Source organism: Streptomyces sp. NBC_01237 (assembly GCF_035917275.1).
Taxonomy (GTDB): Bacteria; Actinomycetota; Actinomycetes; order Streptomycetales; family Streptomycetaceae; genus Streptomyces.
Genome location: NZ_CP108508.1, coordinates 3,362,585 through 3,378,496 on the forward strand (window position 1 = coordinate 3,362,585; position 15,912 = coordinate 3,378,496).

The window sequence follows — 15,912 nt, forward strand, 5'->3', positions numbered from 1 at the left end:
ATGAAATTAACCAACACCGGAACACAACACGGCCGTTCGTTATTTCAGAACTAACACAGTGGACGCGAGCAACTGAGGACAAGCCCTCGGCCTATTAGTACCAGTCAGCTCCACCCGTTACCGGGCTTCCACATCTGGCCTATCAACCCAGTCGTCTACTGGGAGCCTTAACCCTTCAAGAGGGTGGGAATACTCATCTCGAAGCAGGCTTCCCGCTTAGATGCTTTCAGCGGTTATCCTTTCCGAACGTAGCCAACCAGCCATGCCCTTGGCAGGACAACTGGCACACCAGAGGTTCGTCCGTCCCGGTCCTCTCGTACTAGGGACAGCCCTTCTCAATATTCCTACGCGCACAGCGGATAGGGACCGAACTGTCTCACGACGTTCTAAACCCAGCTCGCGTACCGCTTTAATGGGCGAACAGCCCAACCCTTGGGACCGACTCCAGCCCCAGGATGCGACGAGCCGACATCGAGGTGCCAAACCATCCCGTCGATATGGACTCTTGGGGAAGATCAGCCTGTTATCCCCGGGGTACCTTTTATCCGTTGAGCGACAGCGCTTCCACAAGCCACTGCCGGATCACTAGTCCCGACTTTCGTCCCTGCTCGACCCGTCGGTCTCACAGTCAAGCTCCCTTGTGCACTTACACTCAACACCTGATTGCCAACCAGGCTGAGGGAACCTTTGGGCGCCTCCGTTACTCTTTAGGAGGCAACCGCCCCAGTTAAACTACCCATCAGACACTGTCCCTGATCCGGATCACGGACCCAGGTTAGACATCCAGCACGACCAGAGTGGTATTTCAACGACGACTCCACAACCACTGGCGTGGCCGCTTCAAAGTCTCCCACCTATCCTACACAAGCCGAACCGAACACCAATATCAAACTATAGTAAAGGTCCCGGGGTCTTTCCGTCCTGCTGCGCGAAACGAGCATCTTTACTCGTAGTGCAATTTCACCGGGCCTATGGTTGAGACAGTCGAGAAGTCGTTACGCCATTCGTGCAGGTCGGAACTTACCCGACAAGGAATTTCGCTACCTTAGGATGGTTATAGTTACCACCGCCGTTTACTGGCGCTTAAGTTCTCAGCTTCGCACACCCGAAAGTGCACTAACCGGTCCCCTTAACGTTCCAGCACCGGGCAGGCGTCAGTCCGTATACATCGCCTTACGGCTTCGCACGGACCTGTGTTTTTAGTAAACAGTCGCTTCTCGCTGGTCTCTGCGGCCACCCCCAGCTCACCGAGTAAATCGGATCACCAGTGATGGCCCCCCTTCTCCCGAAGTTACGGGGGCATTTTGCCGAGTTCCTTAACCATAGTTCACCCGAACGCCTCGGTATTCTCTACCTGACCACCTGAGTCGGTTTAGGGTACGGGCCGCCATGAAACTCGCTAGAGGCTTTTCTCGACAGCATAGGATCATCCACTTCACCACAATCGGCTCGGCATCAGGTCTCACCCTTATATGTGTGACGGATTTACCTACCACACGGGCTACACCCTTACCCCGGGACTACCACCGCCCGGGCTGGACTACCTTCCTGCGTCACCCCATCGCTTACCTACTACAAGTCTGGTTCATCGGCTCCACCACTACCCTCAACTCCGAAGAGATCGGGCCGGCTTCACGGACTTAGCATCGCCTGATTCAGTACTGGGCGTTTCAAAGCGGGTACCGGAATATCAACCGGTTGTCCATCGACTACGCCTGTCGGCCTCGCCTTAGGTCCCGACTTACCCTGGGCAGATCAGCTTGACCCAGGAACCCTTAGTCAATCGGCGCACACGTTTCTCACGTGTGTATCGCTACTCATGCCTGCATTCTCACTCGTGAACCGTCCACAACTCGCTTCCGCGGCTGCTTCACCCGGCACACGACGCTCCCCTACCCATCCCAGCCCCCGTTGGGGGTATGTGCTGGAATGACACGACTTCGGCGGTACGCTTGAGCCCCGCTACATTGTCGGCGCGGAATCACTTGACCAGTGAGCTATTACGCACTCTTTCAAGGGTGGCTGCTTCTAAGCCAACCTCCTGGTTGTCTCTGCGACTCCACATCCTTTCCCACTTAGCGTACGCTTAGGGGCCTTAGTCGATGCTCTGGGCTGTTTCCCTCTCGACCATGGAGCTTATCCCCCACAGTCTCACTGCCGCGCTCTCACTTACCGGCATTCGGAGTTTGGCTAAGGTCAGTAACCCGGTAGGGCCCATCGCCTATCCAGTGCTCTACCTCCGGCAAGAAACACACGACGCTGCACCTAAATGCATTTCGGGGAGAACCAGCTATCACGGAGTTTGATTGGCCTTTCACCCCTAACCACAGGTCATCCCCCAGGTTTTCAACCCTGGTGGGTTCGGTCCTCCACGAAGTCTTACCTCCGCTTCAACCTGCCCATGGCTAGATCACTCCGCTTCGGGTCTTGAGCGCGCTACTAAATCGCCCTGTTCGGACTCGCTTTCGCTACGGCTTCCCCACACGGGTTAACCTCGCAACACACCGCAAACTCGCAGGCTCATTCTTCAAAAGGCACGCAGTCACGACTGACATGCACAAGTGCATGCCAGCGACGCTCCCACGGCTTGTAGGCACACGGTTTCAGGTACTATTTCACTCCGCTCCCGCGGTACTTTTCACCATTCCCTCACGGTACTATCCGCTATCGGTCACCAGGGAATATTTAGGCTTAGCGGGTGGTCCCGCCAGATTCACACGGGATTTCTCGGGCCCCGTGCTACTTGGGTGTCTCTCAAACGAGCCGTTAATGTTTCAGCTACGGGGGTCTTACCCTCTACGCCGGACCTTTCGCATGTCCTTCGCCTACATCAACGGTTTCTGACTCGTCTCACAGCCGGCAGACTATGAAAGAGAGATCCCACAACCCCGCATGCGCAACCCCTGCCGGGTATCACACGCATACGGTTTGGCCTCATCCAGTTTCGCTCGCCACTACTCCCGGAATCACGGTTGTTTTCTCTTCCTGAGGGTACTGAGATGTTTCACTTCCCCTCGTTCCCTCCACACTGCCTATGTGTTCAGCAGCGGGTGACAGCCCATGACGGCTGCCGGGTTTCCCCATTCGGAAACCCCCGGATCAAAGCTTGGTTGACAGCTCCCCGGGGACTATCGTGGCCTCCCACGTCCTTCATCGGTTCCTGGTGCCAAGGCATCCACCGTGCGCCCTTAAAAACTTGGCCACAGATGCTCGCGTCCACTGTGCAGTTCTCAAACAACGACCAGCCACCCATCACCCCACCGCATTACAGGTGAGTGCACTGGGGCCGGCAACCGAAGGACAGACTCAAACGAGTCCGTACCCTCAGATACCCAACAGCGTGCCCGACCCGACCGATCCCTCCCCACGTTCCACGCCGAAGCAGTACTAGTGAAAAACAACCTGTCGTGCCGAGTAGTCAACGTTCCACCCATGAGCAACCAGCACCGAACATTCGCCGGTGTACTGGCCTCTGACCAAACCGAAGCCTGGTAAGAAATGCTCCTTAGAAAGGAGGTGATCCAGCCGCACCTTCCGGTACGGCTACCTTGTTACGACTTCGTCCCAATCGCCAGTCCCACCTTCGACAGCTCCCTCCCACAAGGGGTTGGGCCACCGGCTTCGGGTGTTACCGACTTTCGTGACGTGACGGGCGGTGTGTACAAGGCCCGGGAACGTATTCACCGCAGCAATGCTGATCTGCGATTACTAGCAACTCCGACTTCATGGGGTCGAGTTGCAGACCCCAATCCGAACTGAGACCGGCTTTTTGAGATTCGCTCCGCCTCGCGGCATCGCAGCTCATTGTACCGGCCATTGTAGCACGTGTGCAGCCCAAGACATAAGGGGCATGATGACTTGACGTCGTCCCCACCTTCCTCCGAGTTGACCCCGGCAGTCTCCTGTGAGTCCCCATCACCCCGAAGGGCATGCTGGCAACACAGAACAAGGGTTGCGCTCGTTGCGGGACTTAACCCAACATCTCACGACACGAGCTGACGACAGCCATGCACCACCTGTATACCGACCACAAGGGGGGCACCATCTCTGATGCTTTCCGGTATATGTCAAGCCTTGGTAAGGTTCTTCGCGTTGCGTCGAATTAAGCCACATGCTCCGCTGCTTGTGCGGGCCCCCGTCAATTCCTTTGAGTTTTAGCCTTGCGGCCGTACTCCCCAGGCGGGGAACTTAATGCGTTAGCTGCGGCACCGACGACGTGGAATGTCGCCAACACCTAGTTCCCAACGTTTACGGCGTGGACTACCAGGGTATCTAATCCTGTTCGCTCCCCACGCTTTCGCTCCTCAGCGTCAGTAATGGCCCAGAGATCCGCCTTCGCCACCGGTGTTCCTCCTGATATCTGCGCATTTCACCGCTACACCAGGAATTCCGATCTCCCCTACCACACTCTAGCTAGCCCGTATCGAATGCAGACCCGGGGTTAAGCCCCGGGCTTTCACATCCGACGTGACAAGCCGCCTACGAGCTCTTTACGCCCAATAATTCCGGACAACGCTTGCGCCCTACGTATTACCGCGGCTGCTGGCACGTAGTTAGCCGGCGCTTCTTCTGCAGGTACCGTCACTCTCGCTTCTTCCCTGCTGAAAGAGGTTTACAACCCGAAGGCCGTCATCCCTCACGCGGCGTCGCTGCATCAGGCTTTCGCCCATTGTGCAATATTCCCCACTGCTGCCTCCCGTAGGAGTCTGGGCCGTGTCTCAGTCCCAGTGTGGCCGGTCGCCCTCTCAGGCCGGCTACCCGTCGTCGCCTTGGTAGGCCATTACCCCACCAACAAGCTGATAGGCCGCGGGCTCATCCTTCACCGCCGGAGCTTTTAACCCCCGCCCATGCAGGCAGGAGTGTTATCCGGTATTAGACCCCGTTTCCAGGGCTTGTCCCAGAGTGAAGGGCAGATTGCCCACGTGTTACTCACCCGTTCGCCACTAATCCACCCCGAAAGGCTTCATCGTTCGACTTGCATGTGTTAAGCACGCCGCCAGCGTTCGTCCTGAGCCAGGATCAAACTCTCCGTGAATGTTTTCCCGTAATCGGGACACACATCACGAGAGCGGAACGACCGGTCGGAATAAGACCAGTCGTTCACAGCGTCCTCGCTGTGTAATTGCCCACCGGAACCCTAAGGCCCGGCAGGACTTTCAAAGGAACCACCAACCTGCCGAAGCAGGCCGGGGTATCAACATATCTGGCGTTGACTTTTGGCACGCTGTTGAGTTCTCAAGGAACGGACGCTTCCTTCGGTCCCGTTTCACCGGGGCCCTCCGGGCGCTTCCCTTCGTGTTCTTGCGTTTCCGACTCTATCAGACTCTTTCGTGTCCGATTCCCGGTCGAAGCGGGCCGAGCAGTTTTCGCTTTCCAGTTCTTCGCTTTCGCGTTTCCCTTTCCGGCGGTTCCAACTTTACCAGACTCTTTTTCGTTCCGTTTCCGGTCCGAATTTGATTCCGGCGGCCTGTGGAGTGGCCTTTGCCTTTCGGCTGATTCGACCTTACCAGAAGCATTTGAGTCGAAAGAATCGACCGAAATGAGCTGGAAGATAAGAGAATCGATTGGCTCCGCGGGAATTGCATTCCCCGCCCGGAGCGAGATTGATAATAACCGCTGGGCCCGAACTTGTCCAGTTCGAGGCAACTGTTCAAATCTACCTCCCCACATCGACCGTGTCAACGGTTTTTGTGGGCGAGGAGGACACTAGCAGGTCAGCGGGGTGGGCCGCACATCAGTGGTCAGGCTGCGGAAGGGAGCTCGGCACTGCGTTCGACCGCTTCCAGGTCGCCCGTCTCGCCGGCGCGGGCGGCGCGGCCTCCGAGTAGGTAGACGTACGCCAGGAACGCCAGCTCAGCGACGATGCCGATAGTGATCCGGCCCCAGGTGGGGAGGCCGGACGGGGTGACGAAGCCTTCGATGACACCCGAGACGAAGAGCACCAGGGCCAGCCCGATGGCCATGCCGATGGCGGCGCGGCCCTGTTCGGCCAGAGCCGCACGGCGGGTGCGGGGGCCCGGGTCGATCACTGTCCAGCCGAGGCGGAGTCCGGTGCCCGCGGCCACGAAGACGGCGGTCAGTTCGAGAAGGCCGTGCGGGAGAACGAGGCCGAGGAAGGTGTCCAGGCGCCCCGCGGACGACATCAGGCCGATGCCGACACCGAGGTTCAGCACATTGAGGAAGAGGATCAGGATCACCGGTATGCAGAGGAACGCCCCCAGAACCAGACACATGGCCGCGGCCTGGGCGTTGTTCGTCCATACCTGGGCGGCGAACGACGCGGCCGGATGGCTGGAGTAGTACGTCTCGTACTCTCCTCCCGGGCGCGTCATGCTGCGCAGGTCGTCCGGGGCGGCGATCGCCGCCTGGACCTCCGGATGCGTACCGATCCACCAGCCGATGAGGGCGGCCAGGAGTGTGGAGAGCACCGCCGTCGGGATCCACCAGCGGCGCGAGCCATAGACAGCGGCAGGGAATCCCGCGGTGAGGAATCGGGCAGCGTCACGCCAGGAAGCCTTGCGGGTGCCGGTCACCGTCGAACGGGCGCGTGCCACGAGCTGAGTGAGCCGGGCCATCAGCACGGGGTCCGGGGCGCTGGACTGGATCAGGGAGAGATGGGTGGCCGTGCGCTGGTAGAGCGCGACGAGTTCGTCCGCCTCAGCGCCGGTCAGATGGCGCCCGCGGCGCAGGAGGTGGTCCAGGCGGTCCCACTCCGTGCGGTGGGCGGTGACGAAGACGTCGAGGTCCATGGTCGGCTGTGGCTCCAGGCATGGGTGCGTACGGGTCCGTACAACTGCGGCGCTGCTGGTCAGCTTGGCAGACTGAGCCCCGGTGGGGCAGGGAAGGCGGACGAAGGGTGGGTGGCGATGAATGAGCTCGTGACCGGAGACGCGGTCGTTCTGGGGTTGCGGCCGGCGAGACTGCCGAGCCGGGCCCTGGCCTTGGCGATCGATCTCGCGGTCGTTGTCGCCGTATTCATTCTGGTATCCATCGGTTTGGGTATCGCCGCGGTCTCCTTGGACGAGGCGGCAGTCGCCGCGATCGGTGTGGCGGCCTTTCTTCTGGTGCTGGTGGGCGGGCCGGTCGCGGTGGAGACCCTCAGCCATGGCCGTTCGCTGGGCAAGCTGGCGTGCGGGCTGCGGGTGGTCCGGGACGACGGTGGTCCGATCCGGTTCCGCCATGCCCTCGTCCGCGGGGCGATGGGGATGGTCGAGATTCTGATGACCTTCGGAGTCGTGGCCTGCCTCGCGTCCCTGATGTCCGCACGGGGACGGCGGCTCGGTGATGTGTTCGCGGGGACGCTGGTCGTGCGGGAACGGGTGCCGACGGGGCGCTCCGTCGTTGTTCCGCCGCCTCCTCCCTGGCTTGTCGGCCGGTTCACCCAGCTGGATCTGTCAGCGGTGCCGGACGGTCTCTGGCTCGCGATACGGCAGTACCTGACCCGCATGCAGCAGCTCGACGCGGAGGTCGGCCGGTCGATCGCGGAGCGGCTGGCGGGGGAACTGGTGACGATGACCGGGGCCCCGGCCCCGCACGGCGTTCCCGCGGCGGCGTATCTGGCCGCGGTGGTCGGCGAGCGGCAGGCACGGGACGCGCGCCGGGTGTTCAACACCGCTCGGACGTCCGCTCCCGCACCGGTCTCCACCCCTGCGCCGGTCTCCGCTCCCGCGCCGGTCTTCACCCCCGCACCGGCCATCGTTCCTGTGCCGCCTGTGCCGACCCCGGTCTCGCCGGCCCCCGCGGGTCTCGCGGATCAGGGTGCCGCCGGGGCGTCCTCGACCGGGTTCGCTCCGCCCGGCTGAGAGCTGTCCCGTGGCCCGGACGTTCAGCGGGGCGCGGGCGACGGGGGCGTTTCGAGGTGTTCGAGTTCGATGCCCGGTGCCGCGAGGACCACGTCGCCGGCGAGGTGAACCGTGTGCTGCTCCCCCGTGTCCAGGGCGCTGACCTGGTACTCGTCCACGGTCAGGGGTCCGTTGTCAGTGGCGTGCGCTTCACTGTTCAGCAGCGACCAGGACTGGTCGACGGTACGGGGGGCGAGGACCGGGTCCGTGAAGGTGACCACACGGACGCGGGTCGCGGGGGAATCGGGGGTGAGGCGCAGAAGCCGGGTCAGGGCGACCAGGAATGCGGGGGAAGTGCCGGAGAAGGCGTGGGCGCGGACATTGCCTTCGGTGGCATGCGTGCCGGTGGGGTCGGTACGGACCCAGGTGACGCCTTCGAGGGCGGCGCCTCGGACCTGCCAGCTCGCGGCGTGGAGTTCGAGGCGGATGGGGCGGCCGAGTTCATCGAGGGCGAGATCGACGGAGCCGAGGTGGTCACCGGAGGGCGCGGTGGTCTGGGAGACGTAACGCCAGCCGGAGGGACCGGGGGCGCAGTGGAAGTGTTCTTCTCCGAGGGGGGTGTGATCGTGAAGATCGTGGAGCGAATACCGGCCGCGGGGCATGGGGTCCTTCGGGTTCCTCGGGCTGTGCGGGTGCGGTACGGGGCAGGCCCCCGCCACGGGGGTGCGGGGGCCTGCACTCGGACCTGCTGCTGAGACTGACTGCCGGGCCGCTCAGCGACCGTGGGTGAGGGCCCGCGGTCGCTGAGGGGGCTGGATCAGTAGCGGTAGTGGTCGGACTTGTACGGACCGTCGACCTCGACGCCGATGTAGGCGGCCTGCTCGGGACGCAGGGTCGTGAGCCTGACGCCGAGCGCCGCGAGGTGGAGGCGGGCGACCTTCTCGTCGAGGTGCTTGGGCAGCACGTAGACGTCGGTCGGGTATTCCTCGGGCTTGGTGAACAGCTCGATCTGGGCCAGGGTCTGGTCCGCGAACGAGTTGGACATCACGAACGAGGGGTGGCCGGTGGCGTTGCCCAGGTTCAGCAGGCGGCCCTCGGACAGCACGATGAGGACCTTGCCGTCGGGGAAGGTCCAGGTGTGGACCTGCGGCTTGACCTCGTCCTTGACGACGCCGTCGATCTGCGCCAGGCCGGCCATGTCGATCTCGTTGTCGAAGTGGCCGATGTTCCCGACGATCGCCTGGTGCTTCATCTTGACCATGTCCGAGGCCATGATGATGTCCTTGTTGCCCGTCGTGGTGACGAAGATGTCCGCCTGCTCCACGACGTCGTCGAGGGTGGCCACCTGGTAGCCGTCCATCGCCGCCTGCAGCGCGCAGATCGGGTCGATCTCGGTGATGATCACGCGGGCGCCCTGTCCGCGCAGGGACTCCGCGCAGCCCTTGCCCACGTCGCCGTAACCGCAGACGACGGCGGTCTTGCCGCCGATCAGGACGTCGGTGGCGCGGTTGATGCCGTCGATCAGCGAGTGGCGGCAGCCGTACTTGTTGTCGAACTTCGACTTGGTGACAGCGTCGTTGACGTTGATCGCCGGGAACAGGAGGGTGCCGTCGCGGTGCATCTCGTACAGCCGGTGCACACCGGTCGTGGTCTCCTCGGTGACACCGCGGATCTCGGACGCCAGCTGGGTCCACTTCTGCGGGGCCTCGCCGAGGGTGCGGTTCAGCAGGGTGAGGATGTAGGCGTACTCCTCGCTGTCCGCGGTCGACGGGTCCGGGGCCGCGCCGGCCTTCTCGAACTCGACGCCCTTGTGGACCAGGAGCGTGGCGTCACCGCCGTCGTCCAGGATCATGTTCGGGCCGCCGGTGGGGGTGTTCGGCCAGGTCAGGGCCTGCTCCGTGCACCACCAGTACTCCTCCAGCGACTCGCCCTTCCAGGCGAAGACCGGGACGCCGGCGGGGGCTTCGGGGGTGCCGTTCGGGCCGACCGCGATGGCCGCCGCGGCGTGGTCCTGGGTGGAGAAGATGTTGCAGGAGGCCCAGCGGACATCGGCGCCCAGGGCGACGAGGGTCTCGATGAGCACGGCCGTCTGCACCGTCATGTGCAGCGAGCCGGTGATCCGGGCACCGGCCAGCGGCTGGGTGGCGGCGTACTCCTTGCGGATCGACATCAGGCCGGGCATCTCGTGCTCGGCGAGGGTGATCTCCTTGCGGCCGAAGGCGGCGAGGGAGAGGTCGGCGACCTTGAAGTCCTGGCGGTTGGTGACCGTCGTCATAACGGGCTGCTCCTCGTGATGGGTCGAGGTGGGCTGGGGCGGCTCTGCGTCGGCCGGGCACACGAATGCCCGAGCGTTCGGCAGTGCAGTCCGTCGGAGGCCCTCTGTCCCTCGGCCGGTCCGCAGTGGATGCGGACCGATCAACCGCCATCAGCAGCGACGTCTGTCTCTCCCACGAATCTACACCGAACGGCCCAGTGAGCCCCAGTCCGTTCAAGTGCGGGGGCGATCACCGGGCCGTCAGGGGCTGATCCTCAGTGGTTCAGTGGCCGGAATCCGCCGGGGCCGGACCGCCGCCGCCGGGGGCCTTGCCCGGGTTGGTACCGGCCGCCGCGGCGGCTTCGCTGAAGATGTCCGGCTCCAGGTAGATGACCCGGGCGATCGGGACGGCATCGCGGATCCGGATCTCGGCGGCGTTGATGGCGTTGGCGACCTCGACCGCGGTGTCGTCGTGCTGGACCGCGATCTTGGCGGCGACCAGCAGTTCTTCGGGGCCGAGGTGGAGCGTACGCATGTGGATGATGCCGGTGACGGTGTCGCCGTCGACCACGGCGGCCTTGATCTTCTCGACCTCTTCGATGCCCGCGGACTCGCCGAGCAGCAGGGACTTCGTCTCGGCGGCGAGGACGATCGCGATGACGATCAGCAGGATGCCGATGCAGAGGGTGCCGATGCCGTCCCAGACGCCGTTGCCGGTGCCGAGGGCCAGGCCGACGCCGGCCAGGGCCAGGACCAGACCGACGAGCGCGCCGAGGTCCTCAAGGAGGACGACCGGGAGCTCGGGGGCCTTGGCCCGGCGGACGAACTCCGTCCAGGAGCGCGTGCCCCGGGTCTGGTTGGACTCCTTGATCGCCGTACGGAAGGAGAAGCTCTCGGCGATGATCGCGAAGATCAGCACGCCGACCGGCCAGTACCACGCCTCGATCTCGTGAGGGTGCTTGATCTTCTCGTAGCCCTCGTAGACCGCGAACATGCCACCGACCGAGAAGAGGACGATGGAGACGAGGAAGGCGTAGATGTAGCGCTCGCGCCCGTACCCGAAGGGGTGTTGGGGAGTGGCCTCGCGCTGGGCCTTCTTGCCGCCGAGCAGCAGCAGGCCCTGGTTGCCGGAGTCGGCGAGCGAGTGGACGCTCTCCGCGAGCATCGACGACGAGCCACTGAAGAGGAACGCCACGAATTTGGCCACTGCGATCGCGAGGTTGGCGGCTAGCGCTGCCACGATCGCCTTGGTTCCGCCTGACGCGCTCATGAGTGCGTGGTGTCCCTTCCTCGGTGCGCGGCACGGACGGCCGCGGTACGGCCGCACATTGTTGCAGTCGGTGGTGCGGACGGTGCGTCAGGCCACCACGGTGGCACGGAAGAGTGTCCCGGTTCCGGACGCTTGCACCGTTTCTCCCGCCGGGACGAAGACCGACTCCCCGGGAGCGAGACCGAGGTCCCCCACCGTCGGGGCACCTGCCGTGCAGAGCAGGATCTGCGGGGTGGCGACCGTCAGCTCGACGGGTGCGGCGCCTGCGGCGAGGTCGTAGCGCGACAGCCGGAACTCGTCGACGGGGGTCTCGTACGGCTCCTCGCCGGAGGGGGACGCCTCGGGGCGCAGCACTCCGGGGTCGGTCGCTTCGAAGCGGACGATGCGCAGGAGTTCGGGGACGTCGACGTGCTTGGGGGTGAGTCCGCAGCGCAGCACGTTGTCCGAGTTGGCCATGATCTCGACGCCCAGCCCACTGAGGTAGGCGTGCGGGACCCCCGCGCCGAGGAACAGGGCCTCGCCCGGCTGAAGCCGTACGTAGTTCAGGAGCATCGCCGCGATGACGCCCGGGTCGCCGGGGAAGTGGTGCGCGATCCGGGCGTACGGGGCGTGGGCGCCGCCGAGCCGGTCGCAGGCGGCCGCCGCCTCGGTGACGGTCTCCGCCATCTCCACCGGGTCTGCGGTGAGGATCGCCGTGAGGACCTCGCGCAGGGCCGCCTCTTCGGGACTGGCGCGGAGCAGGTCCACGTACGGCTTGAGGGCGTCGACCCCCAGTGACTCCATCGCGTCGGCCGTCTCGGTGGGTCCGCGGAAGCCGCACAGCCCGTCGAAGGGGGTGAGCGCGCAGAGCAGTTCGGGCTTGTGGTTGGCGTCCTTGTACGTGCGGTGGGGGGCGTCGATCGGGACGTTCCGGCTCTCCTCGTCGGCGTACCCCCTTCTGGCCTGTTCCAGGTCGGGGTGGACCTGGAGGGAGAGGGGGGCTCCTGCCGCGAGCAGCTTGAGCAGGAAGGGGAGGCGGGGGCCGAACTTGGCTACGGTGGCCGGTCCCAGTTCGCGTTCGGGGTCGGCCGCGATGACATCGGTGAGGGGTGCGGTGGTGCCGCTACCGGTACCGGTGGGGCGGGTGATGCGGGAAGGGGCTCCCGGGTGGGCGCCCATCCACATCTCGGCCTGCGGCTCGCCGGTGGGAGCGATGCCGAGCAGGGCGGGGATGGCCGTGGTGGAACCCCAGGCGTAGGGGCGCACGGTGTTGGACAGCCGGTCCATGGGATTCGTCCTCAGGAGATGCGCGGGTGCGGAGGGGAGGGGTGGGAGAGGGAAGCGGGGGCTGTGGGGAGCGAGGTGTGGGGAGCTGGGTGTGGAGGCGGCGTGGCGGCGGTCTGTACGGGCGCGCGTCAGGGGCGGGGGGCCGAAGCCAGTGACAGGTAGACCGCGGCGAAGTCCGTGACGGCGAGAAGTTCGGCGAGGGCTTCGAGCGCGCTGCCCTCGTCCGGTTCGAGTTCGCTGATGGCCGTGTCATGGCCGAGTGCCAGTTCGCGTGCCGCCGGGTAGGCGCTCAGGCCGCCCGTGGGCCGGTCCCGGAGCAGGACGACCCTGGCCCTCAGGGGCTCCCGCTCGCTGACGCGGTCACGGAAGAAGTCGTCGGGATCGGCCCCGGCGGCGAAGTCCCCGGCCAGCAGCGCGCCGTGCGAGGGCAGCGCCTCGGGAAGTTCGGCGGCGAGGGCCGGGCGGCCCGCGAGTTCGGACAGTACGGCGGCGAAACGGCGCCCGACGGGGCCTGCGGCGTCGCCCTCCGTCCATACGAGCGGCAGCATGTCGGCGAGCTCGGCGGCGAGGGTCTTCGCCGGATTGCTGTACGTGGCGATGGCCGGGCCGCAGCGTTCGGCGGTGCGGTCCAGGCGGTCGGCCACCTTCTGGAGGTCCTCGGGCGGCGCGGTCACCAGCCCCACCCGGTCCAGGAGCGCCAGCAGCGGGGTGAGCAGCGCCCACAGGGTCCCCGGTCCGGCGGCCGAGGTCTCCGCGTCGTACTCGCCGTGCGGGGCGGCCGCCATCGGCACGACGAGACCGTGGGCCCCGTCGACCGCTTCGCTCAGGGGGGAGCGGGTGGGGGCCACGGCGACCACGGTGCAGCCGCGGCGGTACGCCTGTTCGGCGAGCAGGGCGAGGCCCGGTTCGGAACCGTCGGCCGTGGCGATGAGCAGCAGGTCCACGGATCCGGCCCAGCCGGGGAGCGTCCAGCGCAGGGCGCCGGCGGCGGGGGCGACGCCGGAGGGGTGGATCCGTGCGACGGGTGCGGCGGCCCCCGCCAGTGCGCCGATGAGGTCGGCGACGCCGGACGCGGCGGTGCCGGGGCCGGCGACGAGGACGGCGCGGGGCCGGCCCTCCGGGTTCAGGTTGCCGATGCCGGCCTCGGCGGCGTGCCGGGCGGCGGTACGGACGCGGGCACCGGCCTCGGCGGCGCCCCGGAGCAGACCGCGGCGGTCGGCTCGGGCCAGGTCTTCCGGGGCGTCGAGCAGCGACTCGTCGAGCATGGCGGTGGGCCTCCGATCACCGTGCGGGTGCGGGTGCGGGTACGCGGTACGGGTGCGGGGTACGGCGGTGTTCGTCGCCCGCCCGCGCCGTGTACGCGCGTCGCTCGCTGTCAGGCGGGGCGGCGGGCCTCGTCGACGAGCAGGACCGGGATGCCGTCCCGTACCGGGTAGGCAAGGCCGCAGTCCGTGCCGGTGCAGACCAGCTCCGGGCTGTCCGCTGCCGACCGGTCGTCGAGCGGGGAGTGACAGGCCGGGCAGGCGAGGATCTCCAGAAGGCCGGCTTCGAGCGGCATGGGGTGGGTCCCTTCGAGCGTTCGAACGAGCGGTTCGGGTTCGCGTGGATCAGGCGTCGTCAGCCTACCGCTGGGGTGGCGGGGGCGCGGCCGGGGCGGGGGCGGAGTGCGGGGGCGGTGTGGCCGGGGGGTGGGTGGGGTGCGGGTGGGGCGCCTGCGGCGGGCTTGTCCCCTACCCGCCCCTTCCCGAAACCGGGGCGCCGCCCCGGACCCCGCTCCTCAAACGCCGGAGGGGCTGGGAGTGGGGGCGCCGGCCCCCGGGGCTCGGTGTCCTCAAACGCCGGACGGGTTGGGGATGGCCGGGGGCCGGGGCGAGCGCGGGCTGGGGTTGGGTGGCGAGCCCGGGTTGGGGTGGGGCTAGCCGCGGACCACCGACAGGACCTCGTCCCGTACCGCCGTCATCGTCTCTTCGTCCCTTGCCTCGACGTTCAGGCGCAGGAGCGGTTCCGTGTTGGACGCGCGGAGGTTGAACCACCAGTCGGTGGACGTTGCCGTGAGGCCGTCGAGTTCGTCGAATGTGACGTCGTCGCGGTTGCCGTAGGCCGCCTTGATCGCGGCGAGGCGGCCCTGCTGGTCGTCGACCGTGGAGTTGATCTCGCCGGAGCCCGCGTACCGGTCGTACTGGGCGACCAGTTCGGAGAGCGGGCCCGGCTGGCCGCCCAGGGCGGCCAGGACGTGGAGGGCGGCGAGCATGCCCGTATCGGCGTTCCAGAAGTCCCGGAAGTAGTAGTGCGCGGAGTGCTCGCCGCCGAAGATCGCGCCGTGCCGGGCCATCTCCGCCTTGATGAAGGAGTGGCCCACTCGGGTACGGACGGGGGTTCCGCCGTTCTCGCGGATCACTTCCGGGACCGACCAGGAGGTGATCAGGTTGTGGATCACGGTGCCCCGGCCTCCGTTGCGGGCCAGTTCGCGGGCTGCCACCAGGGCCGTGATCGCGGACGGTGAGACACCTGCGCCGCGCTCGTCGACCACGAAGCAGCGGTCCGCGTCCCCGTCGAAGGCGAGGCCGAGGTCGGCGCCCTCGGCCAGGACGCGTGCCTGGAGGTCGACGATGTTCTTCGGGTCGAGGGGATTGGCCTCGTGGTTCGGGAAGGTGCCGTCCAGCTCGAAGTACATGGGTACGAGGTCGAGCGGCAGACCCGCGAAGACCGTCGGGACCGTGTGGCCGCCCATGCCGTTGCCCGCGTCCACGACGACCTTCAGGGGCCTGATCCGGTCGAGTTCGACCAGGCCCAGCAGGTGTGCGGCGTAATCGGTCAGGGTGTCGCGTTCGGTGACCGTTCCGGGGGTCGTGGTCGCGGGGGTCTGCGGGGCCCCGTGTTCCGACCACTGTTCGACCAGGGTGCGGATCTCGGTCAGCCCGGTGTCCTGGCCGACGGGTGCGGCTCCGGCCCGGCACATCTTGATGCCGTTGTACCGCGCCGGGTTGTGCGAAGCCGTGAACATCGCCCCCGGCAGGTCCAGCGCCCCCGAGGCGTAGTACAGCTGGTCCGTCGAGCAGAGGCCGATCAGCGTGACGTCGGCGCCACGGGCCGTCGCGCCACGGGCGAAAGCCCCGGCAAGGCCCGGCGACGACGGCCGCATGTCATGGCCGATCACGATCGCGTCCGCCGACGTGACCTGGACGAACGCCGCACCGAACAGCTCGGCCAACGGCTCGTCCCACTGATCGGGCACCACTCCGCGCACGTCGTACGCCTTCACGAGCTGCGACAGATCAGCAACCACGGCCGGTCCTCCTGGGGGTTTGGGCGGAACGCCCAAACTACCCGGCGGGCCGATG

At 66.0% G+C, this 15,912-nt stretch carries 9 protein-coding genes and 2 rRNA genes; 1 reads left to right on the forward strand and 10 read right to left on the reverse strand.

Features of this window, described 5'->3' with window-relative positions; translation table 11 throughout:
• Nucleotides 1–74: 74 nt before the first annotated feature.
• The 3 genes from OG251_RS14760 to OG251_RS14770 form a co-directional block, all read right to left on the reverse strand.
• A 23S ribosomal RNA gene (locus OG251_RS14760) occupies nt 75–3,202 on the reverse strand.
• Nucleotides 3,203–3,509: 307 nt separating this feature from the next.
• A 16S ribosomal RNA gene (locus tag OG251_RS14765) occupies nt 3,510–5,035 on the reverse strand.
• The 16S and 23S rRNA genes sit together here, the layout of an rRNA operon.
• A 706-nt stretch (nt 5,036–5,741) precedes the next feature.
• Complete coding sequence (locus OG251_RS14770; protein ID WP_326677609.1) at nt 5,742–6,749, reverse strand: stage II sporulation protein M; 1,008 nt, start codon at nt 6,747–6,749, stop codon at nt 5,742–5,744.
• Between the two features lie 117 nt (nt 6,750–6,866).
• Between OG251_RS14770 and OG251_RS14775 the strand changes: the two genes are divergently transcribed.
• The gene (locus OG251_RS14775; RefSeq protein ID WP_326677610.1) at nt 6,867–7,802 is read left to right on the forward strand and encodes an RDD family protein; all 936 of its coding nucleotides are present in this window, start codon (nt 6,867–6,869) and stop codon (nt 7,800–7,802) included.
• A gap of 23 nt (nt 7,803–7,825) precedes the next feature.
• Here OG251_RS14775 and OG251_RS14780 read toward each other — a convergent pair whose 3' ends face one another.
• The 7 genes from OG251_RS14780 to OG251_RS14810 all read right to left on the reverse strand — a co-directional run bounded on the left by OG251_RS14780 (nt 7,826) and on the right by OG251_RS14810 (nt 15,857).
• The gene (locus tag OG251_RS14780) at nt 7,826–8,443 is read right to left on the reverse strand and encodes a hypothetical protein (RefSeq protein WP_073726458.1); all 618 of its coding nucleotides are present in this window, start codon (nt 8,441–8,443) and stop codon (nt 7,826–7,828) included.
• A gap of 155 nt (nt 8,444–8,598) precedes the next feature.
• A complete protein-coding gene (gene ahcY, locus OG251_RS14785) occupies nt 8,599–10,056 on the reverse strand; it encodes an adenosylhomocysteinase (protein ID WP_326677611.1) in 1,458 nt (485 codons plus the stop codon).
• Nucleotides 10,057–10,318: 262 nt separating this feature from the next.
• Nucleotides 10,319–11,305, reverse strand: a complete 987-nt coding sequence (locus OG251_RS14790) for a cation diffusion facilitator family transporter (protein WP_326677612.1) — start codon at nt 11,303–11,305, stop codon at nt 10,319–10,321.
• An 87-nt stretch (nt 11,306–11,392) separates the two neighbouring features.
• Nucleotides 11,393–12,571 (reverse strand): mannose-6-phosphate isomerase, class I, encoded by a 1,179-nt coding sequence (manA, locus tag OG251_RS14795; RefSeq protein WP_326677613.1) that lies wholly within the window; start codon nt 12,569–12,571, stop codon nt 11,393–11,395.
• A 128-nt stretch (nt 12,572–12,699) separates the two neighbouring features.
• Entirely contained in the window at nt 12,700–13,836 is a 1,137-nt protein-coding gene (locus OG251_RS14800; protein ID WP_326677614.1) for an SIS domain-containing protein, read from the reverse strand.
• 110 nt (nt 13,837–13,946) lie between these two features.
• Nucleotides 13,947–14,129, reverse strand: a complete 183-nt coding sequence (locus tag OG251_RS14805) for a Trm112 family protein (protein ID WP_030927015.1) — start codon at nt 14,127–14,129, stop codon at nt 13,947–13,949.
• Nucleotides 14,130–14,486: 357 nt separating this feature from the next.
• Nucleotides 14,487–15,857 (reverse strand): phosphomannomutase/phosphoglucomutase, encoded by a 1,371-nt coding sequence (locus OG251_RS14810; RefSeq protein ID WP_326677615.1) that lies wholly within the window; start codon nt 15,855–15,857, stop codon nt 14,487–14,489.
• Nucleotides 15,858–15,912 lie beyond the last annotated feature (55 nt).